The 23,985-nt window shown below is 69.7% G+C and carries 20 protein-coding genes; 5 read left to right on the forward strand and 15 right to left on the reverse strand.

Features of this window, described 5'->3' with window-relative positions:
• Positions 1-56: 56 nt before the first annotated feature.
• From hpf to mtrA, 5 genes are all read right to left on the reverse strand, one after another.
• On the reverse strand, positions 57-737 hold the full coding sequence (gene hpf, locus BOSE125_RS08110; protein WP_159551560.1) for a ribosome hibernation-promoting factor, HPF/YfiA family: 681 nt from the start codon (positions 735-737) through the stop codon (positions 57-59).
• A gap of 162 nt (positions 738-899) precedes the next feature.
• Positions 900-1,847, reverse strand: a complete 948-nt coding sequence (locus BOSE125_RS08115; RefSeq protein WP_159551562.1) for a ComF family protein — start codon at positions 1,845-1,847, stop codon at positions 900-902.
• Positions 1,848-1,928: 81 nt separating this feature from the next.
• A complete protein-coding gene (locus BOSE125_RS08120; RefSeq protein WP_159551564.1) occupies positions 1,929-3,674 on the reverse strand; it encodes an LpqB family beta-propeller domain-containing protein in 1,746 nt (581 codons plus the stop codon).
• Complete coding sequence (mtrB, locus tag BOSE125_RS08125; protein ID WP_236557881.1) at positions 3,674-5,455, reverse strand: MtrAB system histidine kinase MtrB; 1,782 nt, start codon at positions 5,453-5,455, stop codon at positions 3,674-3,676. The genes BOSE125_RS08120 and mtrB overlap by 1 nt, the downstream gene beginning before the upstream one ends.
• A gap of 1 nt (position 5,456) precedes the next feature.
• On the reverse strand, positions 5,457-6,134 hold the full coding sequence (mtrA, locus tag BOSE125_RS08130; protein WP_159551566.1) for an MtrAB system response regulator MtrA: 678 nt from the start codon (positions 6,132-6,134) through the stop codon (positions 5,457-5,459).
• A 227-nt stretch (positions 6,135-6,361) separates the two neighbouring features.
• Here mtrA and BOSE125_RS08135 point away from each other — a divergent pair, with 227 nt between their 5' ends.
• The 5 genes from BOSE125_RS08135 to BOSE125_RS08155 all read left to right on the forward strand — a co-directional run bounded on the left by BOSE125_RS08135 (position 6,362) and on the right by BOSE125_RS08155 (position 12,186).
• On the forward strand, positions 6,362-7,705 hold the full coding sequence (locus tag BOSE125_RS08135) for a hypothetical protein (RefSeq protein ID WP_159551568.1): 1,344 nt from the start codon (positions 6,362-6,364) through the stop codon (positions 7,703-7,705).
• A 21-nt stretch (positions 7,706-7,726) separates the two neighbouring features.
• Positions 7,727-8,422, forward strand: coding sequence for a DUF4129 domain-containing protein (locus BOSE125_RS08140; RefSeq protein ID WP_159551570.1), 696 nt, complete (start codon positions 7,727-7,729; stop codon positions 8,420-8,422).
• Complete coding sequence (locus BOSE125_RS08145; protein ID WP_159551572.1) at positions 8,419-9,753, forward strand: DUF4350 domain-containing protein; 1,335 nt, start codon at positions 8,419-8,421, stop codon at positions 9,751-9,753. Before BOSE125_RS08140 ends, BOSE125_RS08145 begins: the two co-directional genes overlap by 4 nt.
• Positions 9,750-10,763, forward strand: a complete 1,014-nt coding sequence (locus BOSE125_RS08150; RefSeq protein ID WP_159551574.1) for a MoxR family ATPase — start codon at positions 9,750-9,752, stop codon at positions 10,761-10,763. The genes BOSE125_RS08145 and BOSE125_RS08150 overlap by 4 nt, the downstream gene beginning before the upstream one ends.
• 112 nt (positions 10,764-10,875) lie before the next feature.
• Positions 10,876-12,186 (forward strand): DUF58 domain-containing protein, encoded by a 1,311-nt coding sequence (locus tag BOSE125_RS08155; protein WP_159551576.1) that lies wholly within the window; start codon positions 10,876-10,878, stop codon positions 12,184-12,186.
• Between the two features lie 106 nt (positions 12,187-12,292).
• Here BOSE125_RS08155 and BOSE125_RS08160 read toward each other — a convergent pair whose 3' ends face one another.
• From BOSE125_RS08160 to BOSE125_RS08205, 10 genes are all read right to left on the reverse strand, one after another.
• Positions 12,293-13,450 carry a hypothetical protein gene (locus tag BOSE125_RS08160; RefSeq protein ID WP_159551578.1) on the reverse strand — a complete coding sequence of 386 codons (1,158 nt, stop codon included), beginning with the start codon at positions 13,448-13,450 and terminating at the stop codon, positions 12,293-12,295.
• Positions 13,450-13,827 (reverse strand): chorismate mutase, encoded by a 378-nt coding sequence (locus BOSE125_RS08165; protein WP_159551580.1) that lies wholly within the window; start codon positions 13,825-13,827, stop codon positions 13,450-13,452. The genes BOSE125_RS08160 and BOSE125_RS08165 overlap by 1 nt, the downstream gene beginning before the upstream one ends.
• Positions 13,828-13,831: 4 nt before the next feature.
• The gene (locus tag BOSE125_RS08170) at positions 13,832-15,571 is read right to left on the reverse strand and encodes an ABC transporter ATP-binding protein (RefSeq protein WP_159551582.1); all 1,740 of its coding nucleotides are present in this window, start codon (positions 15,569-15,571) and stop codon (positions 13,832-13,834) included.
• A complete protein-coding gene (locus BOSE125_RS08175) occupies positions 15,568-16,602 on the reverse strand; it encodes an ABC transporter permease (RefSeq protein WP_159551584.1) in 1,035 nt (344 codons plus the stop codon). The genes BOSE125_RS08170 and BOSE125_RS08175 overlap by 4 nt, the downstream gene beginning before the upstream one ends.
• A 1-nt stretch (position 16,603) precedes the next feature.
• On the reverse strand, positions 16,604-17,683 hold the full coding sequence (locus BOSE125_RS08180) for an ABC transporter permease (protein ID WP_159554936.1): 1,080 nt from the start codon (positions 17,681-17,683) through the stop codon (positions 16,604-16,606).
• Between the two features lie 54 nt (positions 17,684-17,737).
• Positions 17,738-19,390 (reverse strand): ABC transporter substrate-binding protein, encoded by a 1,653-nt coding sequence (locus BOSE125_RS08185; RefSeq protein WP_159551586.1) that lies wholly within the window; start codon positions 19,388-19,390, stop codon positions 17,738-17,740.
• A gap of 189 nt (positions 19,391-19,579) precedes the next feature.
• Entirely contained in the window at positions 19,580-20,728 is a 1,149-nt protein-coding gene (gene mnmA, locus BOSE125_RS08190; protein ID WP_159551588.1) for a tRNA 2-thiouridine(34) synthase MnmA, read from the reverse strand.
• 47 nt (positions 20,729-20,775) lie between these two features.
• Positions 20,776-22,056: a cysteine desulfurase family protein gene (locus BOSE125_RS08195; RefSeq protein WP_159551590.1), complete on the reverse strand. Its 1,281-nt coding sequence runs from the start codon at positions 22,054-22,056 to the stop codon at positions 20,776-20,778.
• A 17-nt stretch (positions 22,057-22,073) separates the two neighbouring features.
• Positions 22,074-22,928 carry a hypothetical protein gene (locus BOSE125_RS08200; protein ID WP_159551592.1) on the reverse strand — a complete coding sequence of 285 codons (855 nt, stop codon included), beginning with the start codon at positions 22,926-22,928 and terminating at the stop codon, positions 22,074-22,076.
• Complete coding sequence (locus tag BOSE125_RS08205) at positions 22,925-23,752, reverse strand: hypothetical protein (RefSeq protein ID WP_159551594.1); 828 nt, start codon at positions 23,750-23,752, stop codon at positions 22,925-22,927. The genes BOSE125_RS08200 and BOSE125_RS08205 overlap by 4 nt, the downstream gene beginning before the upstream one ends.
• Positions 23,753-23,985 lie beyond the last annotated feature (233 nt).

The following is a 23,985-nucleotide window of genomic DNA, read 5'->3' on the forward strand; positions in this document are numbered from 1 at the left end:
GACCGCCCGGCCCCGAGGGGCCGGGCGGGCGGCGGCCATGGCGTGATGCCAGGGACTCAGACGGTTGCGGCTCGATAGTGGACGTCCTCTTCCTGGACCTCTGCGTCAGGATGGTCGGCGTCGAGAGTGATGACGCCGTAGCTCCAGCCCTTGCGGCGGTAGACAGCGGAGGGACGGCCGGTGGACTCGTCGATGAAGAGGTAGAAATCGTGTCCCACCAGCTCCATGGCATCGACTGCGTCGTCAACGCTGACGGGCCTGGCGGGGAAGACCTTCTTGCGGATCTGCACGGGGGCCTCGCTACTCTCCTCCTCTGCAGCGTGGTTCTCCGCGGCCTGGTCCGCCTTGACCTGCTCCACCAGTGACTGCCCCGGTTGGACCAGTGGCAACGCCGCCGTCGCATCCGCCACCGAGACCCGCTTCTGATGGCGGTCCTTCTGCCGGTCTCGGAGGCGCCGCAACCGCTCCAGGAGCTTGCCGAAGGCAAGATCGAAGGCGGCGAACTTGTCGTCAGCCTGGGCCTCCGCGCGAATGACCTTGCCCTTGCCGTGGACGGTCAACTCCACGGTGAGCTTCTCGTCCGAATGACGGTGGTTGGTCTGCTTGGTGACCTTGATCTCCAGCCCCTGAGCGCGAGTGGATAGCTGCTCGATTTTGCTGAACTTCTCCTGGGCGTAGTCCCGGAACCGGTCCGGAAGGGAGACGTTGCGGGCAACGTAGCTGACGTCCATGGTCATGATGTCCTCCTAGGAGCCTGACGGCTATTCGAACATGTTTGTGCACCGTGCGGCCGGCCCCGTGCCAGCCCCTTAATGCACCTCGGCGGCGGGAAGAACTCCTCCTTCCAGCCGCCGAAGACGATCCCCGAGGGGTCCGTTGCCTTCACCCTAGTACTTTCTTCACGCCGAGTTAAGACCTTCGTCAGGTGCCGTTCCCGGTGCGGTCACCGCGGCCACCACCACCGCGCCCACCGGCCGGACTCCCACCTGTTCGAGGGCGTGCCACGTGGCCGCGAGGGTGGATCCCGTGGTCATGACGTCGTCGAACACCACCACGTTGCGTCCGGGATCGCGGTGAGCCCCCGCGGAGAAACGCCGGGTGACCCGGAACCGGTCCCGTCCGCGATGGCGCCGCTGCCGCGATCCTGCACCCGCGTGACTGCTGCGGGGGCGGAAGGCGGCCACGAGGGGCCTCCTCCGGTGCGCCAGCCATCCGGGGGCCACCTGCCAACCGGGTGGCAGGGCACCGGTCAGCAGTTCCTCCACCGGGTCATAGCCCCGGCTGCGGAATCCGGCTGCGCTGGACGGCACCGGCACCAGGGTGAACGGGCCCCGTGCATCCAGCAACCGCGGAGCGGCAGCCAGGGCCCGGTGGACGGCCGGACGCAGGTACCCGGCCACGGCCGTCCGCCCGTGGTCCTTGAAAGCCAGGAGCGCCCGCGAGGCCTCCGCCCCGTAGCGTGCGGCCGCCACCACGGGCACCGGGTGCAGGGACGGTTCCGGACCGCCCCGGGGCGGCGGTGGGTCTTCGTCACCGGACGAGGCCGCGGGCAGGACCACGCCGTCGGGTGACCTGGCCGGCGGCGGCCAAGGTGGGGTCCGGGCAGGCCAGAGGGGGTAGAGCGGCAGGGCGGCCGCGTCCTGTTCCGCCCGGAAGGGGTGAAGCAGTTCGGCCACCAGTCCGGGGGCGCACTCCGGACACACCGTCCCGTCCTGCCGTCCGCAGAGGACACAGAGGCTGGGCATCAGCAGTCCCGCCAGCTCGCGTCCCGACCGGCCCAGTGCACGCGCCGCCGGGGCATGGACCAGCCGGTCCAGTCCAACGGCACATCCAGAAGGGATCCTCATGATCCCAGCCTGCTCCTCGGGACCGATGCCCGGGACACCAGTCGGGGTCCGCTGTGCATGACACGCCCGGGTAGGCCCGAGTCAGCCGGGGAAGGCCATGTCGTGGGCCATGGCGCCGGCCTGGGACCGCCACGTGGACCCGGCCAGGGTGTGCACCGCCTCAGCCGTCTCCGCATAGATCGGATTGTCACCGGGACCGGTGGAGAAACCGGTCATGCCCAGCAGCGGCCGCAGCGTGTCGAGCGAGCCGTCGAGTCCGACGAGCTGTGCCTCCACCGAGGACGTGCTGCTGGTGGCGGCCACCAGCAGCTTCTGGTCGGAGACCCAGTTGACGTCGCTGACGGGCACCGTGGGCTCCATCCGGACCGGCGAGCCGAGTCCCCGGGGTACGCCCTCCGAATCGCGGATGACGCCGGAGAGGTACAGGTGGGACGAATCCCCCTCCCCGGCCACGATCGCCGCCCGCGTGCCATCGCGGGAGATGCGCAGAGCCTGGACGGTGCGGTCGCCGAGCCATTCCGCGCTGATCTCCAGGGGCGCCTCGTCCTGGCCAGAGGTCTGCAGGGCCATGATGCGGGTGCCGTTGGCGTGGTCCACGGTCCAGGTCCAACCGGACGAGTCGAAGCTCGGCCGCGTCAGGTTCTCTCCCTCCAGCTCGAGTTCCTGGGATCCGTCCGTACCGGCGGAGACCATCTGCGTCCTGTCGCTGTTCAGGAACGCGAAACGGGTGCCGTCCAGGCTCATGGCCGGGTCCACCGGCCCGCCATCGATGTCCAGTTGCAGGCCACCCACCGGTACCGTGGCGTCGCCTTCGAAATAGACGAGTTCTCCGTTGGCGACGGCAACCTGGGTGGAGCCCACCCCGGGGTTGATCTGGGCCGGTTCGAAGTTGTCCGCCACCGACCCCAGGTCGAGCGGGTTCAGATCCACGGACATCTCCACACTGGAGACGTTGTTCAGGCCGTCCAGTGTCAGCTCGAGCTGTTGCTGCATCCGCTGCCGCATCAACGGATCGGCGCTCTCGACTGTCTGTTGGGTGAGGTCGACCATGGCCGAGCCCGCGTCGACCGGAACGGAGGGACGCGACAGCTCCGAACCGGCTTGGAAGGCCGTCCGCACGGCGCCGTCCAGGTACGGGGCGGGCCCGTCCAGCAGGGCACCCACGATGTCCGCCGCCGAACCGGACCGGTTGAGGAACCACCGCAGATCCGGAACGGCATAGGAATAGGACTGGTCGTAGAAGTACAGCTCATGTGAGGCGAAGAGGGCACGGAACTGGGCGGATTCCAGCATCGTGCCGCCCGGCGCCTCCGCGATCCTCCACTGGCCGTCCTCCTGCGCCAGGGCGAAGCCCACGGCCTCAGAGGTGTTGGCCGGCATCCGGTTCATGATGCCGCGCTCATCCACCACCGAGTCGACCTCGATCTGGACCTCGTACTGGTTGTCCTGGGCCGACGGGACCACGGTGGGTGTCTCGTTGTAGACCAGAGTCCGGGCCTCGGGGTTCCAGGCCTCGGCGGCCTCCTCCGTGAGGAACTCACGGGCAGTGGCGTAGTCGTCCTGGGTGCCGGTCCCCGCGGTGAGGAAGCCACGGATGACGTCCTCCGGGCTGGCATCCTCCGCCGGGCCAGCGGGGGTGAAGGAGTAGTTCACCTGGTTCTCGGCACCCGGCAAGGGGTCCGAGGTGCCGACCGGGCCGCTCTGGGGCAGGTGGGCACAGCCACTCAGCAAGAGCAGGCCGGCCACGAGTGCGGCACAGAGCGCGGCCATCGGGCCTCGGGTGCGGGCCGGACGACCTCGGTCCACGGTGTGCTGGGGATCCGTCATCAGGATTCGACCTCCGGCTGCGTGGTATCCGGGCGAGGCTGGTACAACGACTGCTCATGGATCCGGTCCGGCAGCGCCTCGCCGTTGAGCTGCGCTGGTTCCGGGTTCTCCAACTCCAACGGCAGCCGGCGTTGGGACTCGGTGTAGATGGGCGGCAGTTCCAGCGGCACGCTGTCCCCGACCGTGCCGCCGCTGCGACGCGGGATGGTCAGGCGGAAGGCCGAACCGTCCCCCGGGGCACCCCAGGCGTCCAGGCGCCCATTGTGCAGCCGGGTGTCCTCCGTGGCGATGGACAGGCCCAGCCCGGAGCCGCCGGTAGTGCGGGCCCGTGCGGGATCCGCCCGCCAGAACCGGTCGAAGACGCGGGAGGCCTGTTCCTCGGACATGCCGATCCCATGGTCACGGACCACCACAGCCACTGTGTCCTCCCCGGCCCCGACGATCACGTCGACGGGACGGCCCTCGCCGTGCTCGATCGCGTTGTTGACGAGGTTGCGGATGATGCGCTCGATGCGGCGGGGATCGACGTCTGCCGTCACCTCCATGTCCATCGGGACGACGAAGACGGCCGTGTTGGCCTTGTGGGCCAGCGGCTGGGCCGTGAGGACCACGTCGGTCGCCAGGTGCAGGATGTCCGTCTCCTCCGGGGCCATCGTGGCGGCTCCGGCATCGAAACGGGTGATCTCCAGCAGGTCGGCGAGCAAGGCCTGGAATCGTTCGACCTGGTGGTAGAGCAACTCGGTGGAGCGGCGGTTGATGGCGTCGAACTCCTCCCGGGAGTCATAGAGCACCTCCGCCGCCATGCGCACCGTGGTCAGGGGCGTCCGCAGCTCGTGCGAGACGTCCGAGACGAAACGCTGCTGCATCTGTGAGAGTTCCGCCAACTGGGTGATCTGGTCCTGGATGTTGTCCGCCATCCGGTTGAAGGACGAGCCGAGCCGGGCCATCTCGTCCTCGCCGTGGACGGGCATGCGCACAGTCAGGTCCCCGGAGGACAGGGACTCCGCGGCGGAGGCCGCCTGGCCCACCGGGCGGACCACGGACCGGGTGACATAGACGGCGATGAGGGAGTTCATCATCACCAGCATGGCCCCGGCGACCACGAGGACCCGCATGAGGTAGTCCAGGGTGTCCTGCACGCTAGTGAGGTCGTACACCATGTAGAGCGCATAGATGTTGCCCGGCGGCAGGGTCACCTGGGTGCCGAAGGCCAGGCCGGGGCTCGTCCCGCCGTCCTCGGCCGGAAGACTGATGGACTGCCAATAGGTGCCGTTGTCCTCTTGGACCGCCTGGGACAGCTCCTCAGGGATGACCTCCGTGGACAGCCCGGAACTGGACTTGGGCCCCACGAAGAGGTTCTGGGCCTCCTCCAACGGGACCAGGAGCATGTCCCTCACCACGGTGGCGCCGGTGTCCCCGGCCAGCTGGTTCAGCGTGTTGGTGACCAGCAGGTCGGTCGACTCGGAGTCGTTGGTGACGGCGTTGTCGAAGATGGACCGGGCCTGGTTCAGACCGCGGTTCGATTCGGCCTCGACCTGGTCGAACCGGGACTGGAACAGGCCGGAAGTGATCTGCTGGCTCAGGAAGAGGGCCAGCACACCGGCCGCCACGAGGGTCAACACGGCGGTGATCGCCACGGTGCGCAGCTGCAGCGACGCGGTCCAGCGGCGTCGCAGGCCCATCAGCCACCGGCCGATCACTGCACGGATCCCGGCCCCCGCACCCGAGTCTGAGCCGACGGTGTCCGCCTGCTCGGGGGCGGTGACGGTGCCCGTGGTCAACTCAGCTCTGACCGGCCTTGTAGCCGACGCCGCGGACGGTCAGGACGACCTCCGGGTTCTCCGGGTCCTTCTCCACCTTGGAACGCAGTCGCTGGACGTGCACGTTCACCAGCCGGGTGTCCGCCTGGTGGCGATAGCCCCAGACCTCCTCGAGCAGCATCTCCCGGGTGAAGACCTGCCACGGCTTGCGGGCCAGGGCCACGAGGAGATCGAACTCCAGGGGCGTGAGCTGGATGGCGCCGTCGCCGCGGGTGACCTGATGGCCGGCCACGTCAATCGTGAGATCGGCGATCTTCAGGGTCTCCGGGGCGCGGGTCTCCCCCTCGCGCAGCCGGGCGCGGACGCGGGCCACCAGCTCGGCGGGTTTGAAGGGCTTGGGCACGTAGTCATCGGCGCCGGCCTCCAGACCACGCACCACGTCCGAGGTGTCCGACTTGGCGGTCAGCATCACGATCGGAGTGTCCGACTCGGCCCGGATGACCTGGCAGACCTCGATTCCATCCATGCCGGGCAGCATCAGGTCCAGCAGCACCAGATCGGGCCGCGTGGAACGGAACATCTCCAGGGCTTGGGATCCGTCCGCACAGAACGTCGGTTCGAAGCCGTCGTTGCGCAGCACGATGCCGATCATCTCCGACAGTGCCTCGTCATCATCGACTACGAGAATTCTGGCCTTCACCGGATTCGTCCTCCCCTGACTGAAGTTCCCGCCGGTGGGTCCCGCCCGCCGACGCCGCCGCCCGGTGGCCCCGTGCAGACCGGACCGAACGGCCATCCGTTCCACCTTATCCGACAAGGAGGGATGCGGCCGATATAGTCAGCCCTGCAGGTGGGCGCGCCGCACTGACATCGGTGGATCCACCCGCCGACGGGCCGCGACCGCAAGACCATCAGGGGGACCCTCCAATGAACGAGAACGAGGTCCCGGGCCAAAACCCGGACCAGCAACCAGTCCAGCAGCCGGGCCAGCAGCCTCAGGACCCGAGCCGGCAGCCGGCCCCGCCGGTGCACCAGCCCTGGGGACAGTCACCCTACGGTCCGGCGGTCAGCCAGTCCCCCTACGGTGCCTATGGCCAGCCCGCGAGCCAGCAGAACCCCTACGGCCAGCAGCCCGGGTACGGGACGCCGTCACGGCGGCCGGGCATCATTCCGCTGACGCCCCTCGCGCTCGGCGACCTGCTCAGCGGCTCCTTCGCCGCCATCCGCCGCAATGCGGCGGCCGTCCTGGGAACCGCGCTGATCGTGGCCCTGATCGAGATCGTCGTGTCCGTCTTCGCCACCAACGTGCTCTTCGACGCCACCTACAGCATCATCCTCATGGAGGAGGGCGGCCAGGACCCGTTCCTCGGTGACCCCCTCACCAACCCGGTCTTCGGCCAGTTGTTCGGATCGATCGCCCTGCTCTTCCTGGGGGCCCTGCTCGCGGCGCTGGCCGGGGTCATCGCCAATGGTGTCCTGGCCGTGGTGGTCCTCCGCTCGGCCGCGGGACTCAAGACCTCATTGGGTCAGGCCTGGAAGCTGACCGGCCGTCAGATCTGGTCGCTCATGGGCCTCGCGCTCGTCTACCTGGTCGCCGGGGCCATCGTCTTCGCCCTGTTCATCGGTGTCTTCGTGGGGCTCGTCATCGCGGCGGTCAGCGAGGACGGCGGCATGGCCGCCCTGATGGGCATCCTGCTGTTCGTCCTGACCGTCGCGTCGGTCGTCATCTCCGCCTGGCTCTACATCAAGCTGGTGCTCGCCGCGGCTGCCTCCGCCGTGGAGCTCAAGGGTCCGTTCAAGGCCATGGGCCGCTCCTGGTCCCTGACCCGCGGCCACTGGTGGCGGACCCTGGGCATCATCCTGCTCGTGGCCGTCATCGTCGGCATCATCGCCTCGATCATCACCACGCCGTTGTCCATGATCGGCGGCGTGTTCGCCCCCTTGGATCCGACGACCTCGATGGAGGAGATGATGGACTCCACGCGATGGTGGACCCTCCTCAGTGTGGCCGTCTCGTCCCTGGTCAACGCGCTCGCCCTCGTCTACAGCTCCTGCCTGATCGCCCTGCTGTACATCGACTACCGGATCCGGCACGAGAGCTTCGACCTGGACCTGGCCGCGGCCGCCGAGGCGGCCGGGGCGGGCGACGATGAGCGCTTCAGCACCGTGCGGGACGTGCAGGCGGCGACCGGAACCGACCAGCTGGTCCCCGGCCGCCATCCCTCTGGTCCATCCACTCCCGCGGGCACGTCCGGCCCGGCCGGACACTGATCCTCGCGGCGCTGGCCTGAGATGACGTTGATGACCGCGGCGGTGGCCCCTGACGGCTGGGAACCGGACCGGGACGAGGCTCAACGCCTGATCCAGGAGGAGCTGGCTCGGCCCGAGTACGCCCAGGCCGAGCCGAATCCCCTCCTGGAATGGCTGGGAGGGGTCCTGTCCGCCGCCCTGGAATGGCTCGGCACCCTCGGCGGTGCCGCTCCCTCCCTGCCCGGCTGGGTCCTGCCGCTCATCCTGGTGGCCGTGGCCGTCGTCGTCCTGGTGCTGCTGCGCCCCCGCGCGAACGCCGCCGCTCGTTCCCGGCGCACCGCCGCCGTGCTCTCTGACCCGACGGTCACGCCGGAGCAGCACCGCCGGGTGGCTGAGGCGGCCTTCGCGGCCGGCGACCACGGGGCGGCGCTCGTCTCCTGGTTCCGCGCCCTGGTGCGGCACGCCGAGGAACGCACCGCTCTGGACCCGCGCCCCGGACGCACGGCCACCGAGGCCGCCCATGGCCTCGGAACAGCCTTCCCCCCGGAACACCAGTCCCTGGATGCGGCTGCGGATGCCTTCAATGCCGTGGTCTACGGCGATCGCCCGACGACGGCCGCCCGGGCCACGGATGTCCGTGACCTCGACGCCCGACTGGCCGCTATGCCGCTGGACACCACGCCCCCCGGGTCTCCGCATCGTGCCGGAACGGCCGCGAGGGTGGTGGCTCCACGATGACGACGAGTGCCACGCCGGCCGCCGAAACCCAGCGTCCCGACCGGACCACCTCCCCCTCCCACGGCTCCGGCTCGCAGACCTCCACCCCTCCGGGCCCCGCCGTTCCGGGCACCGGCCAGGCCCTGTCCCGGTGGCTGCGGAAGGCCTGGATCTGGTTCGCCCTGGCCGCCCTGCTGCTACTCGTGGCCCTGCCCTCGATGCTGCGCCAGAACCCGGACACGCGCCAGCTCTCACCGTCTTCGCCCGCGCCGAACGGCGGCCAGGCCGTGGTCCGCGTCCTTCAGGCACAGGGCATCACGGTGCACCCCGCCGAGTCCCTCGAAGAGGCGCTGGCCCTGGCGGACGAGCATCCCCAGGCCCCGGTGCTGTTCCACGATGCCGCCGACCACCTTCCCGAGACCGGCCTGGACCGGCTCGCCGAGGAGATCGCCCCCGAGCGGCGGGTGCTCGTCGAGCCGGGCTTCCAGGCTCTCAGTGCCCTCGCCCCCGCGGTCTCACAGGCCGGTCAGGTGCCCGACGGCGACCCCTTGGCCTCCGGGGAGGGCTGCGGCCTGCCGATGGGCCGGGAGGCACAGTCGATCGAGGCATCGGGCCGCTCCTACCGCAGCGCCGGCGCGCAGGCCTGCTTCCCCGTCCCCGGAACGGACTCCGGTTCCACCACGGACCCGGCCCACGCAGTCCTGGAGACGGCCGACGGCACCGTGGTGATCGGTCAGGTCGGCGTGTTCGCCAATGAGTCGGCCGACGCCGAAGGCCATCCCGTGCTCGCCCTGTGGTCGCTGGGTCAGTCCTCGGACGTGGTCTGGTATCTGCCCGGACTAACGGACGTGGCGATCGAGCCGGGCCCGCCGACCATGGACCAGCTGCTGCCTGACTGGGTCCGCCCAGCGGGAATCTGGCTCATCCTCTGCCTCGCGGTGCTCATGCTGTGGCGCGGGCGCCGGCACGGGCCCCTTGCCGTGGAGCCGCTGCCCGTGATCGTTCCGGCCTCGGAGACCGCTGTGGGCCGGGCCCGGTTGTACGAACGCTCCGGCCAGCATGGTTCCGCGGCGCATGCGCTGCGCTCGGCCACGCTCCTCCGACTGTCCCGGGTGCTCCGCCTCGGCCACGGTGCCTCCGTCGAAGCCGTGGTGGGCGCGGCGGCCCGCACCACCGGCCGGGACCCCATTCAGGTGGCCGCCGTCCTCGATGTCAGCCACGTGACCACGGCCCGGGACCTCGTCGCGGCAGGGCGGGCCCTCCTGGACCTCGAGGACACCGTGCGAGCGGGCCTCACCACCGACCACGCCGCAGCAGAGCCGGCATCAGACTCCGACGGAAGGACACCATGACCACCCCGTACCCCGAGCACCCTCCGGCACCTGCGGCCACCCCGCCAACCGACCGGACCGACGACGAGCTGCGCCACGCCTTCGGCCGCGTCCGCGAGGAGGTGGCGCGCGCCGTCGTCGGGCAGCAGCCGGCGGTCACCGGACTGCTGATCGGGCTGCTGTGCAAGGGCCACGTGCTCCTGGAGGGCGTGCCCGGCGTCGCCAAGACGCTGCTGGTGCGGACGCTGTCCGCCGCCCTGGACCTCGGCACCCATCGCGTCCAGTTCACCCCCGACCTCATGCCCGGTGATGTCACCGGTTCGCTGGTGTACGACTCCAAGACCGGAGAATTCGAGTTCCGCGAGGGACCGGTGTTCACTCATCTGTTGCTGGCCGACGAGATCAACCGGACGCCGCCCAAGACGCAGGCCGCCCTGCTCGAGGCCATGGCCGAGGGCCAGGTCTCCGTGGACGGCGTCTCCCGGCCGCTGCCGGACCCCTTCATGGTGGCCGCCACCCAGAACCCGGTCGAGTACGAGGGCACCTATCCCCTGCCCGAGGCCCAGCTGGACCGCTTTCTGCTCAAGGTCACCCTCGAGCTGCCTGAGAGGGCGGACGAGGTGGAGATCCTGCGCCGCCATGCCGAGGGGTTCTCCGCCTCGGACCTGGCCTCCGCAGGGGTCAGCGCCGTGGCCGATGCTGCCACGATCCAGGCGGCACGGGCCGCCGTCGGGAACGTTCAGTCCGGGCCCGAGGTGCTCGGCTACATCACAGACCTGGCCCGCGCGACGCGGGTCTCACCCTCATTCCAGCTCGGCGTCTCCCCCCGTGGATCCACCGCCCTGCTGCAGACCGCCAAGGCGTGGGCCTGGCTCAACGGCCGGGACTACACCACCCCGGACGATGTCCAGGCGATGGCCCTGCCCTGCCTGCGGCACCGGGTGTCGCTGCGCCCGGAGGCAGAGCTGGACGGAGTCAGCACGGATCAGGTGCTCTCCGGCCTGCTCGCCACCGTGCCGGTCCCGCGCTGAACCCCGTGACGGAACGTTTCTGCAGTGATGCTGGTGGAACCGGTGATGCCGGAAGTACTGGAAACGCTGGACGTGCCGCTGAGGCTGGCGGCGGGCTGAGGGTGGTGCGCTGATGGTCTTCTCCGGACGTTTCCTCGTGGTGGCACTGGTGTGCCTGCTGCCGGTGGTGCTTCGCCCCGGACTGGACACGATCGGCTGGTGCCTGCTGGCACTGGTCTTGGTAGCCGGCGTCGACCTCGAGCTGGCGGCCTCCCCCCGTTCTCTGGTGCTCGAGCGCGAGTTGCCCGCCTCCAGCCGTCTCGATGAGCCGGTGGCCAATGCGGTGCTGGTGTCCAACCGGGGCCGGCGCCGGCTGCGCGGCTCGCTCCGCGACGCCTGGCAGCCCTCGGCGGGTCAGGCCTCCCCCTCCGATCGCCCGGATGCGGCGGTGGCGCTGGACGTACCCGCGGGTGAACGACGCCGGACGGTCACCACCCTGATGCCGCGCCGCCGGGGCACGCTGCGCACCGCCACGGTCACCGTGCGCTCCTGGGGACCGTTGGGTCTCGCGGCCCGGCAGGTCACGCATCCGGTCCCCGGACAGATCAGCATCCTGCCGCCGTTCCGCTCGCGCCGCCACCTGCCCTCCCGCCTGGCCCGACTGCGCGAGATGGACGGGCGTTCGGCCGTGCAGACCCGGGGCGGCGGCACCGAGTTCGACTCCCTGCGTGACTACGTTCGCGGGGACGATGTCCGCTCCATCGACTGGCGCGCCACCGCCCGGCGCCAGGACGTGGTGGTGCGGACCTGGCGCCCCGAACGGGACCGCCGCGTGGTGATCGTGCTGGACACCTCCCGCACGGCCGCGGCCCGGGTGGACGACGAGCCGAAGCTGGACACCGGGATCGAGGCCTCCCTGCTGCTGGCAGCCCTGGCGTCCGCCGGCGGCGACCGCGTGGAGTTGTTGGCCTTCGACCGCCGCGTCCGGTCCCGGGTCTCCTCCACGGAGAAGGGCAACCTGCTGCACCGGATGGTCACGGCGCTGGCCCCCGTCCAGCCGACCCTGCTGGCCGCGGACTGGTCCCACATCCCGGTGGAGGTCGCCAAGGTCTCGCGTCAGCGCTCCCTCGTGGTGCTCCTGACCGACCTGGATTCCGCGTCCCTGGAGGAGGGGCTGCTCCCCGTGCTGCCGGCCCTCACCTCGCGGCACCAGGTGGTGGTCGCCTCGGTGGCCGATCCCCAGCTGGCGGAGATGGCCCGCACGCGGAACGACGCCGAGACCACGTTCCGTGCAGCAGCCGCCGAACGCGCGGGGCTGGAACGGCGGGCCGCCGCGCGCGAGCTGGAGATGCACGGCGTCGAGGTGGTCGACGAGGCACCCCACCGCCTGCCGCCGGCCCTGGCGGACACCTACCTGCGGCTTAAGGCAGCCGGCCGCCTCTGACACCTCTGACGTTTTCAGTCGACTTGGGGCGGGCCATTCGGCCCAACACCCACACCAACTCGACTGAAAGTGAAGAGCCTCAGGGGTTGGGCGTGGGCTTGCAGTCCTAGCCCAGGCCGCCGTCCTGGCGGATCCGGTCGAGTTCCTCCGCCGTGGCCACTGCGGAGGCCAAGGCCCGATTGGCCTTGAGATGGGAGGACGCGGACTGGTCCGGTGCGGCCAGGACCAGCCGCCCGAGCAGGTCCGGATCCAGTCCGATCCGCTCCCAGGTCCGGGCGATCATGACTCCGGTGCCCCGGTACGGGTGCACACTGTTGTCGGTCGGCTCGGCTGGCTTCATGGCCTTCGCCGGCTGTGACGCCGGTGACGCCCGTGCTGTCTCCGCGGCCGGGAGGCGGAACACGATGTCCCGGCCCGCCTCGGTCCAGCCCGCGACGATGTCCCAACGCGAACTGTCCGACCCCGGGCCCTCCAGGGGAACCAGGGGAAGAGCCAGCGCGGCCGTCCCCTGCTCCTCCTCCGGTGTCTGTTCAGAAGGCGGCAGTGCTTCCGAGGCCAGCAGTGCCAGGTCCGTCCAGGTCCACTCCTCCCCGGCGCCCGCTCGGCCGGGGGCCAGGACGATCCCGGTGGCGCCGGCGTCGAGCACGGCCTGGGCTACCAGGGTCCAGGCCTCCCGGACCTCGGAGCGGGGCAGGGAGCGGACGGTGCGGTAGCCGCTGGCGGTGGGCAGCGCACCGGAGAGCACGGCGGCGGCGCGGGGCTCGTCCAGCACCACGGTCACCCGTACGGCGCCCGTCTGGGACCGGACCGCCCGGACGTGTGCGGCGAGGCCGGCGGCCAGCGACTGGGCCACGTCCCGGCGGGCCCCGTGGTCCGAGAGGGACCGCTCACCTGCGGGCAACCAGAGCTCGGCGGCCAGCGTCAGCGGACCGGTGACCCGGACGAGCAGGTCCTCCACGTCGATACCTGACTCCCCGGCGACGTCCGTCAGGGCGTGGCGGTCCGTGGTCAGGGCCGAGACCGCCCGGCGGTGGTCCATCCCGGGCTCGGGGACGAGCCTCCAGCCGTGGGGTTGCAGGTCGACGGCCAGTTCCTCGAGGAGCCCGGCGGAGCGGCCAATCGCATCGGAACCGGGACCCCGGGCGGGCAGCTCGGGCAGCACCGGCAGGTGCGGGGCGCCCAGGGCGTTGAGCAGGTCACGGGACGCGGACACCGGATCCATCCCCGGCCAGGCCCCGAGCAGGGTGGCGCGAACGGAGGGCATCAGGAGCGGTCTGCGGCGATGGCGCGGTGGTGCTGGATGACCTCGGAGACGATGAAGTTCAGGAACTTCTCGGCGAACGCCGGGTCCAGCTCGGCGTCCTCGGCCAGGGTGCGCAGGCGTTTGATCTGCGCTGCCTCACGGCCCGGGTCCGAGGGCGGCAAGGAGTGTTCAGCCTTGAGCCGGCCGACCCGCTGGGTGCACTTGAAGCGTTCAGCCAGCAGGTAGACCAGCGTGGCATCGAAATTGTCGATGCTGCCACGGATCGCGTACAGCTCCTCCAGCACCGCCGGATCGGCCTCGCCCTGGAGCGATGAGGCGTGCGGGTCGTATCCGGAGGCCGGGTTCTGGCCGGTCTCGGCGGCCGGGTCATCAATCATCCCCCTAGCCTACGGTCGTGCGGCGCTCATTCCGGCGACGTGACTGTTCCTCCGGGTCCGGCACGGGCAGGGAGGCCACCAGCCGGCGGGTGTAGTCGTGCCGGGGGCTGCCCATCACCTGGGAGCCGATGCCCTCCTCCACCAGGTCCCCCCGGTAGAGGACGCCCACCCAGCTGGCGAGGTGGTCCACCACGGCCAGGTCGTGGCTGATGAACAGGCACGCGAAGCCGAAGCGCTGCTGGACCTCACGGAACAGGTCGAGCACCTTTGCCTGCACGGAGACGTCCAGGGCCGACGTCGGCTCGTCCGCCACCAGCAGCGTGGGGTCCAGGGCCAGCGCGCGCGCCAGCGAGGCCCGCTGCCGCTGGCCTCCGGAGAGCTCGTGCGGATAGCGCCGGGCGTAGTCGGACGGCAGTTGGACCGCGTCCAGCAGTTCGGCGACCGTGCGGTCGGTATCCGAGCTGGCGCCGCCACCGCTGCGGCCGCGCGCACCGGGGTGGACGAGGAGGGGCTCGGCCACGCACTCGCCGATCGTCAGGTGCGGGTTGAAGGAGGCGGCCGGGTCTTGGAACACGAACCCGATGTCCCGGCGGAGCGGCTTGAACGTCTTCTCCCTGAACCCCACCATCTGATGCCCGAAGACCGTCAGTGAGCCTCCCGTGGCGCGGGTGAGCCCGGCGATGGCGCGGCCGATCGTGGTCTTGCCGGAACCGGACTCGCCCACGAGCCCGTAGACCTCGCCGGCGTGGATGTCGAAGTCCACCCCTTTGACGGCGTGGAACGGCTGCTGACCCATCCGTCCGGCGAATTCGATCTCGAGGCCCCTGGCGGTGACCACGGGGGTGGCCTCGCGGTGGCGTCGCTCGGTGTCCCCGGCGGAGGCGGAGTTCCGCCCGAGGTGGGGCACGGCGTCCAGCAGGGCCCGGGTGTAGTCCTCTCGCGGCTCCGCGAACAGCTGGGCCACAGGGGCCTTCTCCACGATCTCACCGCGGTACATCACCACCACGCGGTCGGCGAGATCCGCCACCACCCCCATGTTGTGGGTGATCAGCATGATGGACACGCCGCGGGAGTCCCGGAGCTCCCGCAGCAGGTCCAGGATCTCGGCTTGGACGGTGACGTCCAGGGCGGTTGTGGGTTCGTCGGCCACGATGAGCCCGGGTTCCAGGGCCAGGGCCGCGGCGATGACCACGCGCTGCTTCTGGCCGCCGGAGAACTGGTGCGGGTAGTAGTCCACGCGGTGCTCGGGGTCGGGGATGCCGACCGCGCGCAGGGCCTCGATGGCGCGGCGCCGGGCCTCCTTCTTGCCGAGGGTGGCCTTGTGACCGGACGCTGTGTTCGCCCGACGATGGGCCCGCAGGCCCTCCATGATCTGCCAGCCCACCGTGTAGACCGGGTTCAGGGCGGTGGAGGGCTCCTGGAAGATCATCGCCGCAGCGCTGCCGCGCAGCCGGCGCAGCTCGGCACCGGGGATCGAGAGGACGTTCTGGCCGGACACCACCACGGCGCCGGTGGCCAACGCGGTCTCGGGGAGAAGCCCCAGCACCGTCTTGGCGGTGACGGTCTTGCCGGAACCGGACTCGCCCACGACGGCGACCACCTCCCCCGGCGCGACGGAGAAGTCGGCCGCCCGCACGGCTCGCACGTCGCCGCCGTCGGTCGCGAAGGTCACCGAGAGGTCCCGGACCTCCAGGACGGGCGCGGCCGGTCCGGGGCGGTGTGCGCTGTCGATCTGTTCGGTCACGGGGAGACCTCCGGGTCGGTCCGGACGGTGCCGGTCGGGGTGGTGCCGATGGGGGCGGCAGCGGTGACGGGGGCGATGGAGCCAGCAGCGGCGGTCGCGCGCCTGCTGCGGGACCGTGATCGGGTGCGCAGGCGCGGATCGTTCAGGTCGTTCATCGATTCGCCCACCAGGGTCAGCCCGAGGACCGTGAGCACGATCGCCATGCCGGGGAACAGGCCGGTCCACCAGATGCCGCTGGTGACGTCGGACAACGCCCGGTTGAGGTCGTAGCCCCACTCGGCGGCGGCCGTGGGCTGGATGCCGAAGCCCAGGAAGCCCAGCCCGGCGAGGGTGAGGATGGCCTCTGAGGCGTTCAGGGTGAAGATCAGCGGCAGGGACCGGGTGGCGTTGCGCAGGATGTGCCGGGTCATGATGCGCCACGGCGAGCTGCCGACCACCTGGGCCGATTCCACGAAGGGCTCGGCCTTGAGGCGGATCGTCTCGGCGCGGATCACGCGGAAGTACTGCGGGATGAACACCACGGTGATGGACAGGGCCGCCGCCATGATGCCGCCCCACAGGCTCGACTGGCCCTGGCTGATGACGATCGACATGACGATCGCCAACAGCAGGGACGGGAACGCGTAGATCGCATCGGCGATGACCACGAGCACGCGGTCCACCCAGCCGCCGAGGTAACCGGAGACCAGACCCAGCAGCACACCGAGGATCAGGGACATCACCACCGCGACGACGATCACGGCCACGGCGGTCTGCGCACCCCACAGGGTGCGGGAGAGCACGTCGAAGCCGCCGACCGTGGTGCCCCAGGGGTGTTCCGCCGAGGGGGCGCCCTGGGTGGGGAAGGCACCGCCGTCGGGATGTGACATCTGTGCGTAGCCGTAGGGGGCGAGCACCGGGGCGAGCGCCGCGGTGAGCAGGAAGATCAGCGTGAGGACGAGCCCGGCGATGAGCATGCCGCGCTGGAGTCCGGCCGACTGGCCCAGGTGGGAGACGACCGGAAGTTTGCGGACCGTGGTGGCCAGGGACATGTCAGTACCTCACCCTCGGGTCGATGAGGGCGGCCACGATGTCCACCAGGAAGTTCGTCACGGCGACGATCACGGCCAGCATGACCACGATCCCCTGCACGGCCACGAAGTCACGCGCAGCCAGGTATTCGGCCAACTGGAAGCCCAGTCCCTTCCATTCAAAGGTGGTCTCGGTCAGCACGGCCCCACCCATCATCATGGCGATCTGCATCCCCATCACGGTGATGATGGGGATCAGTGCCGGACGGAACGCGTGGCGGGTGGTCAGCCGGTACTCGCTGACGCCGCGGGACCGGCCGGCCTCCACGAACTCGCGTCCGAGGGTGCCGATCATGTTGGTGCGGACCAGGCGCAGGAACACACCGCCGGTCAGCAGCCCCAGGGCCAGGGCCGGCAGGGCGGCGTGTTCGAGCACGTCAGCGAGGGCGGCCATGTTCCCGGAACGCAGGGCGTCCAGGAAGTAGATGCCCGTGGGCGCCTGCAGGCCGTCCAGCGCCAGCTGGTTGCTGATGGTCAGCCGCCCGTTGGTGGGAAGCCAGTCCAGCCACACGCTGAAGACGAGCTTGAGCAGCAGACCGGCGAAGAACACCGGGGTGGCGTAGAACAGGATCGCCGCGATGCGCAGGAACGCATCCGGCCAGCGGTCGCGGAATTTCGCTGCGACCATTCCCAAGGGGATGCCGACCACGAGTGCGACGATCACGGCGAAGAACACGAGCTCGAGGGTGGCCGCGCCGTAGGTGGCCAGCACCTCGGTGACGGGGCGGTTGTCCGAGAGCGTGGTGCCGAAGTTGCCGGTGAGCAACTGGCCGAGGTACTCGACGTACTGGACCGGCAGCGGCCGGTCGTAGCCGGCGGCGGCGATCCGCTCGGCCAACTGGGCCGGCGTCAGACGCCCGCCCATGGCCGCGGTGATCGGGTCGCCGGTCACCCGCATCAGGAAGAACACCATGGTCACGAGGATGAACACAGTGGGGATGATGAGCAGGAAACGGATCAGGATGTAGCGGCCCAGTCCGCCCAGACCCCTTTTCCGGGTCGGGGCGGACGGGGCGATTCCCTCATCTCCTGGCAGCACCACCGGTTCGTCGCCGGCCGGGGTTCCCGGCAGGTCAGCGGTTACGGTCACGGTGGATTAGCCCTCCTTGGACACGGCTCCCAGACGGAACTTGAAGGAGGCGTCCAGGGTGTCCTCCACGCCGGTCACGTCAGGACCGGACACGGCCACCTGGGCACCCTGCAGCAGCGGCAGCGTGGACAGTTCCTCACCGACGATGTCCTGGATCTGTCCGAGCTTCTCGTTGCGCTCGTCCGCGTCCGGGGTGACCCGCTGCTCGGCGATCAGCTGGTCGACCTCCTCATTGACATAGCCGTTGGAGAGGAAGTTCTCGATCGCGAAGAACGGGGACAGGTAATTGTCCGCATCCGAGTAGTCCGGGTACCAGCCCAGCTGGTAGACGGGGTAGGAGTCGATGCGGTCCTGCTGGTAGGTCACCCATTCGGTGGACTGCAGGTTCACCGTGAAGAGGTCGTTGGCCTCGAGGTGCTGCTTCACCAGGGCGTACTCCTCACCGGAGGACGGGCCGTAGTGGTCCGGGTTGTACTGCAGGTTCAGGGCGACCGGGGTCTCGACGCCGGCCGCCTCCAGCCGCTCGGCGGCGCGGTCCTGGTCCGGACCTCCCTCACCATCTCCGTACTTCTCCTTGAGGGGCTCGGTGGCGCCTTCGAATTCCTTCGGGATAAAGCCGTAGGCCGGGGTGTAGGTGCCCTTGTAGACCTGCTCGGACAGGGCCTCCCGGTCCAGCAGATCGGCCATCGCCTGACGGACGGCCAACGACTTCTCCTCATCCGCCTCCTCGGTCTCTGCGCCGAAGGGCATGATGTTGAAGTTGAAGACCATGTACCGCAGCTCGCCGCCGGGCCCCTCGTGCACCACCACGTTGTCGTCCCCGGACAGGTCCTCGACGTCAGTCGGCGTCAGGGCGCGGGCGGCCACGTCGATGTTGCCCTGCTGGATGTCCAGCTTCAGGTTGTTCGAGTCGGCGTAGTACTTGATGGAGGCCTGCGAGTTCTTCGGCGCCCCCAGCAGGCCCTGGTAGCCGTCGAACGGCACCAGGTTCACGAGCTGGTTCTTCTCATAGGAATCGATCGAGTACTGGCCGTGGAAGGCCTCTGCCGCCACGATGTCCTCGTCCGGGAGCAACTTGTCCGCGGGGAAGGTCTCGTCATCCACGATCGGACCGACGGGCGAGGACAGGACCTGCGGAAAGGTCTGGTCATCGCCTTCCTTGAGGGTGAAGACCACGGTGGTCGGGTCCGGGGCCTCGACGGACTCCAGGTTGCCCAGCAGGGAGGACGGCCCATTGGGATCGGCGATCTCCAGCTGACGATCGAAGGTGTGCTTGACGTCGGCGGAGTCCAGGGTGTTCCCGTTCGCCCAGGTCAGGCCCTCCGGCAGCGTCACCGTGTACTCGTTCGGGGAGGTGAACTCAGCGCTCTCGGCAAGGTCCGGCTCGACGTCGGCGGACCCCGGGGCGGAGTTCAGCAGCAGTGGGTAGACTTGGTTCATCAGCATGAACGAGCCGTTGTCGTAGGAACCGGCCGGGTCGATGCTGGTGACCTTGTCCGTGGTGCCGTAGACGATTGGCGCGCTGCTGGCGCCGCCCTCGCCGGAACCGGCCTCGCTGCCCTCGCCGCTCGGGGCGGGTCCGGTGCAGGCGGTGAGGGCCAGGGCGGCGATCCCGCCCAGGGCGATGGCCGCGCTCAGGCGGCGACGGATAGTGGCCATGACGGTGTCCTCCTCAGGGCCGGTGGACACCGAGGAAGGCACCACCGACCCGGGTGCGAATGCGGGTGCGAGTGAAGGTGATCCCAGTCACTATGACCAGGATCACATCAGACTGTACGCCGCGATCCGGCGAATTCCGAACTCAAGTTACCGGCGAGTCGCATGCACCGTACCGGTGAGTAGATCCGGTCAGGCCACCCGGGCGGCATTGAAGGCGGCGTCGATCGTGGACTGGCCCAGCACGCGCGTGCCCTGGTAGAGCACGGCCGTCTGGCCAGGCGCGACCCCCGCGAGGGGTTCGAAGAGCTCGATGACCCAGGTGGCGTCGTCGTGGGTCTGAGGCGCGGCATCCGCACGGACCGAGCGCTCCACCCGGGCGCGGGCGGGCACCGGATCCCCGTGCGCCCGGACCTGCAGGTGACAGTCGAACCACTCACCGGTGGCCTCCTCGGCCAATGGCGCCCCGGCCCACGAGGGGCGGATGCCCGTGACCCGGTCCACGGCGAGCATCTCCTTGGACCCGACAACGACCGTGTTGTCCTTGGGACGGACCTCGAGGACGAAGCGGGGCCGGCCGTCCGGGGCGGGACGTCCGATGCTCAGCCCCTTGCGCTGGCCCACGGTGAAGGCCTGCGCGCCGGGATGGGAGCCGAGGCGGTTGCCCTCCGTGTCCAGGATGTCCCCCTCGGTCATCTCGATGCGCTCGTTCAGCCATCCGCGGGTGTCCCCGTCCGGGATGAAGCAGATGTCATGGGAGTCCGGCTTGGCGGCCACGGACAGGCCGCGCTCGGCCGCCTCCGCCCGGACCAGGTCCTTGGACGGGGTCTCGGCCAGCGGGAACATGGAGTGCTCGAGCTGTTCGGCGGTGAGCACTCCGAGGACGTAGGACTGGTCCTTGGCCCAGTCGGCCGCGCGGTGCAGTTCGAGACTGCCGGCCTCATTGCGGAGGACGGTCGCGTAGTGACCGGTGCACACGGCGTCGAAGCCGAGGGCGAGTGCCTTCTCCAACAGTGCGGCGAACTTGATCCGCTCATTGCAGCGCATGCACGGGTTCGGGGTGCGGCCCGCGGCGTACTCGGCCACGAAGTCATCCACCACGTCCTCCTTGAACCGCTCGGAGAAGTCCCATGTGTAGAAGGGGATGCCGAGCTTCTCGCAGGCGCGCCAGGCGTCGCTGGAGTCCTCGATGGTGCAGCAGCCTCGGGAGCCGGTACGCAGGGTTCCGGGCATGCGGGACAGGGCGAGGTGCACCCCGACCACCTCGTGGCCGGCATCCACAGCGCGGGCGGCGGCAACGGCGGAGTCGACTCCCCCGCTCATGGCGGCGAGGACCTTCATGTTCGTGGTTTCCCTTCGGTGTACTGCGGTTTCTACTGCGTTTCCCGTCAGCGCTGGCTGTTCGCGGTCTTGATACTGGAGTCGTGCCCGGCCAAGCCGGCGCGCAGGGCCGAGGCGTGGATATCCGGCAACACGGACAACACCTGCTCAACGTCGACCGGCTCCGAAGTATGCCCGAGGCTGAATCGCTGCACGCACCGGGCCAGCTCCTCCTCGATGCCCAGCGCGATCAGCACGTGCGAGGGGCGGGGCACCCCGGCTGAACAGGCCGAACCGGTGGAGGCCTCCACGCCGACCATGTCCAGGCCGAACAGGATGGAGTCACCCTCGCACCCCGGGAAGACGAAGTGGACGTTGCCCGGCAAACGGCGAGTGCCTGCGGTCAGCCTCTCCCCGGTGAGGGGGTCGAGGTCTTCCGCGCCCGTCAGCCGTGCATCGGGTACCAGTTCACGGATCCCGTCGATCAGTTGGTCCCGCAGGCCACCGACGCGTTCCCGCTCGGCAGGCAGGTGGGCGTGGGCCTCGGTGGCGGCAGCGGCGAAGGCCTCGATGAGGGCGGCCGGGATGGTCCCCGAGCGGATGTCACGCTCCTGGCCACCGCCGTGGAGCACCGGCGTGAGCGCGGCATCCCGCCGCACCAGCAGGGCTCCGACGCCGACCGGCGCGCCGATCTTGTGACCGGTCACCGCCATCGTGGTGGCGCCGGAGGCCTGGAAATCGAGGGGCACGGCACCGAAGGCCTGGACGGCGTCGGTGTGGAACGGCACCCCGTGCTCCGCCGCCAGGGCGGCTACCTCGGCGATCGGCTGGACGGTGCCGATCTCATTGTTGGCCCACATCAGCGTGGCCACGGCGATGGTCTCGGGGTCCCGGGCCAGTGCGGCCCGCCAGGCGTCGAGGTCTACCCGTCCGTCCGCGTGGACCGGGACGAAGTCCAGCCGGGCCCCCTCATGGGTCTCCAGCCAGGTGGCCGCGTCCAGGACAGCATGGTGCTCCAGTCCCGTGAGCACGATGCGATGACACTCGGGTGCTCCCGACGCGCGGGCGCGGTCCCGGCGCGCCCAGTACAGTCCCTTGAGCGCCAGGTTGTCCGACTCGGTGCCTCCGGAGGTGAAGATGACCTCGCTGGGGTGGGCGCCCAGGGTGGCCGCGAGCGCATCCCGCGCCGTCTCGACCCGGAGTTTGGCCCCGCGGCCGGACTGGTGCAGCGAGGACTGGTTCCCGAGCGTCCGGGCGCTGGCCGTGAATGCCCCCAGCGCCACCGGGCGGAGTGCCGTGGTGGCGGCGTGATCGAGGTAGACGCGAGTCCTGGAGGTGGGAGTGGCCATGCCCTCCAGTGTAGGAGTCAGGGGGCGGAGACGATCCATCCGTGGACCAGCTCGGAGACCTGCTCGGGATCGGTCAGGGAGACCACATCCCAGGATCCCTGGGCCTGATCCACATTCAGGCCCCGCCCATCCCAGTCCTGGCGGAACTCCAGCACGGTGACGCCGTTGAGCGGAGTGGCCACCACATGCCTGGTTCCCGGTGGATCCGCCTCGAGGCGATAGGTGGCGGCATCCTTCCTGGCCTTGCGGGACATCAGCAGACTGGCCGCACGAGTCGGATGCTCCTGGTCATCCAACAAACCCCAGGAACGGAGCCGGCCCAGCTCCGTCTCGTCCCGCTGCCGGGTCCGGGCCTTGCCCACCAACGACCATTCCACTGCCGCCATGGTACGGGCGGGGATCAGGCCGAGGGGCGGAGAGTAGACGGCCACGTCTGCACGGCCCGCAGTCACCGTCGACCACGCTGGGGCCAGTTCGGAGGCCACCGGTTCGGGACCTCCGGGCGTGGTCGGCAACCCCTCGATCTCCCGGACCCAGCCCGGCCGCAGTCGCGCCGGCATGCCCCACTGCGCGAACGCGAATCCGGTGATGACGGCCAGGATTCCCCCGAAGAACAGGACGACGAAGGCCACGCCGCTCATCCACGTCGGTCCGGTCCCCGTCCAGAGCGTAGCCAGCGGGGTGCTCCCGATCATCAATGCGCCGATCCCCGCGTACAGCAACCCCGGGCCGAGATATCCCTGGAAGATCGAGGGGCGCACCAGCCATCCCCGGTAGACGCCCCGATAGGCGTTGATCCCGAGGAGCAGCAACAGCAGTCCCCCGACCAGGAAAACGCCCGCGAACAGCCCGAACTCTTCCATGTCCTTCATGTCACCCCTCCGGCAAGGTCCGTCAAAGCAGCATCCCAATAGGACACGATGGACGTGAACACACTCAGTCCGTTGACCTGGACCAGGGTGACGTCGTTGTCCCCGGGCTCACCGGTGATCGCCATGCATCCGATCCGTTCGGAGATCAGCCACGGCTCGGCCTGCAGGCCGGCACCGGACAGCCGCAACAGCCACCACTCACCCGCGTCGTCCAAGGGTGGGAACTGTTCGGTGCCGCTCTCGGACGACCGGTCCAGACGGGAGTCGATGACGGAACCCGGGATCTTCAGCGGCGGCCATCCTGCCCAAGCGGGTGCAAGTCCTGCCCAGGATGAGACCAGGCGGGGAAGAACCGACCAGGGTCCAGAAATGAACTTCCGTTCACCCTGCAGTAGACGGGAGCTGCCCTCACCGTCCGCCGCCGCAAGATCAGCTTGCCCGGGGTCCGCCCACCCGGCGAATCCGTCCTGGTTCAGGACGATGTCCAGAGACGCATTCCCGGAAGGGGCCAAGAGGTCCACCCGGTGGAGGTGACGGGATTGGAGTGCGGCAACGGTCCGCTGACGGTCGCCGGACGGCAGCCCGTCGATCCCCAACCGGGCTGCGAGGTCATCGTCCACCTCCACCCGGCCGGACGAGATCTCCTGCACCTCGTGGCGTGACAGCCATTCACCGAGATGGTGCCACGATTGGCTTTTCCGTACCTTCGCCAACGTTTCCAATGGCAGACCATGCGCCGCCGAGGCCTGCTCGTCGAGCCGCGGTTCACGGCCCGGGAAGCCCTCGAGCTTACGGGCAAAGGCGTGCGAGCCCTCTGACGTCATCGGGTCTCCTCCCATCGGACCGTATCCCCCAGGTGGAGCATGAGGGGTTGCAGGTCGACGCTTTGGAATACCGTGCAGTGCGCATTCATCTCCAGGAGACGCCCCTCGTCGAGGAGATAGGTCCAGCTATAGGTCAACAGGTCCCCGGCAGGGGACTCATGGACGAAGACCAAACGGCGGCCCGGCACGAGGCCCTGGGGCGAGTGGAGGCGGCTGGGAGCGGCATCAATCCA

Origin of the sequence: Citricoccus sp. K5 (assembly GCF_902506195.1) — a bacterium.
In the GTDB taxonomy this organism is placed as follows: domain Bacteria; phylum Actinomycetota; class Actinomycetes; order Actinomycetales; family Micrococcaceae; genus Citricoccus.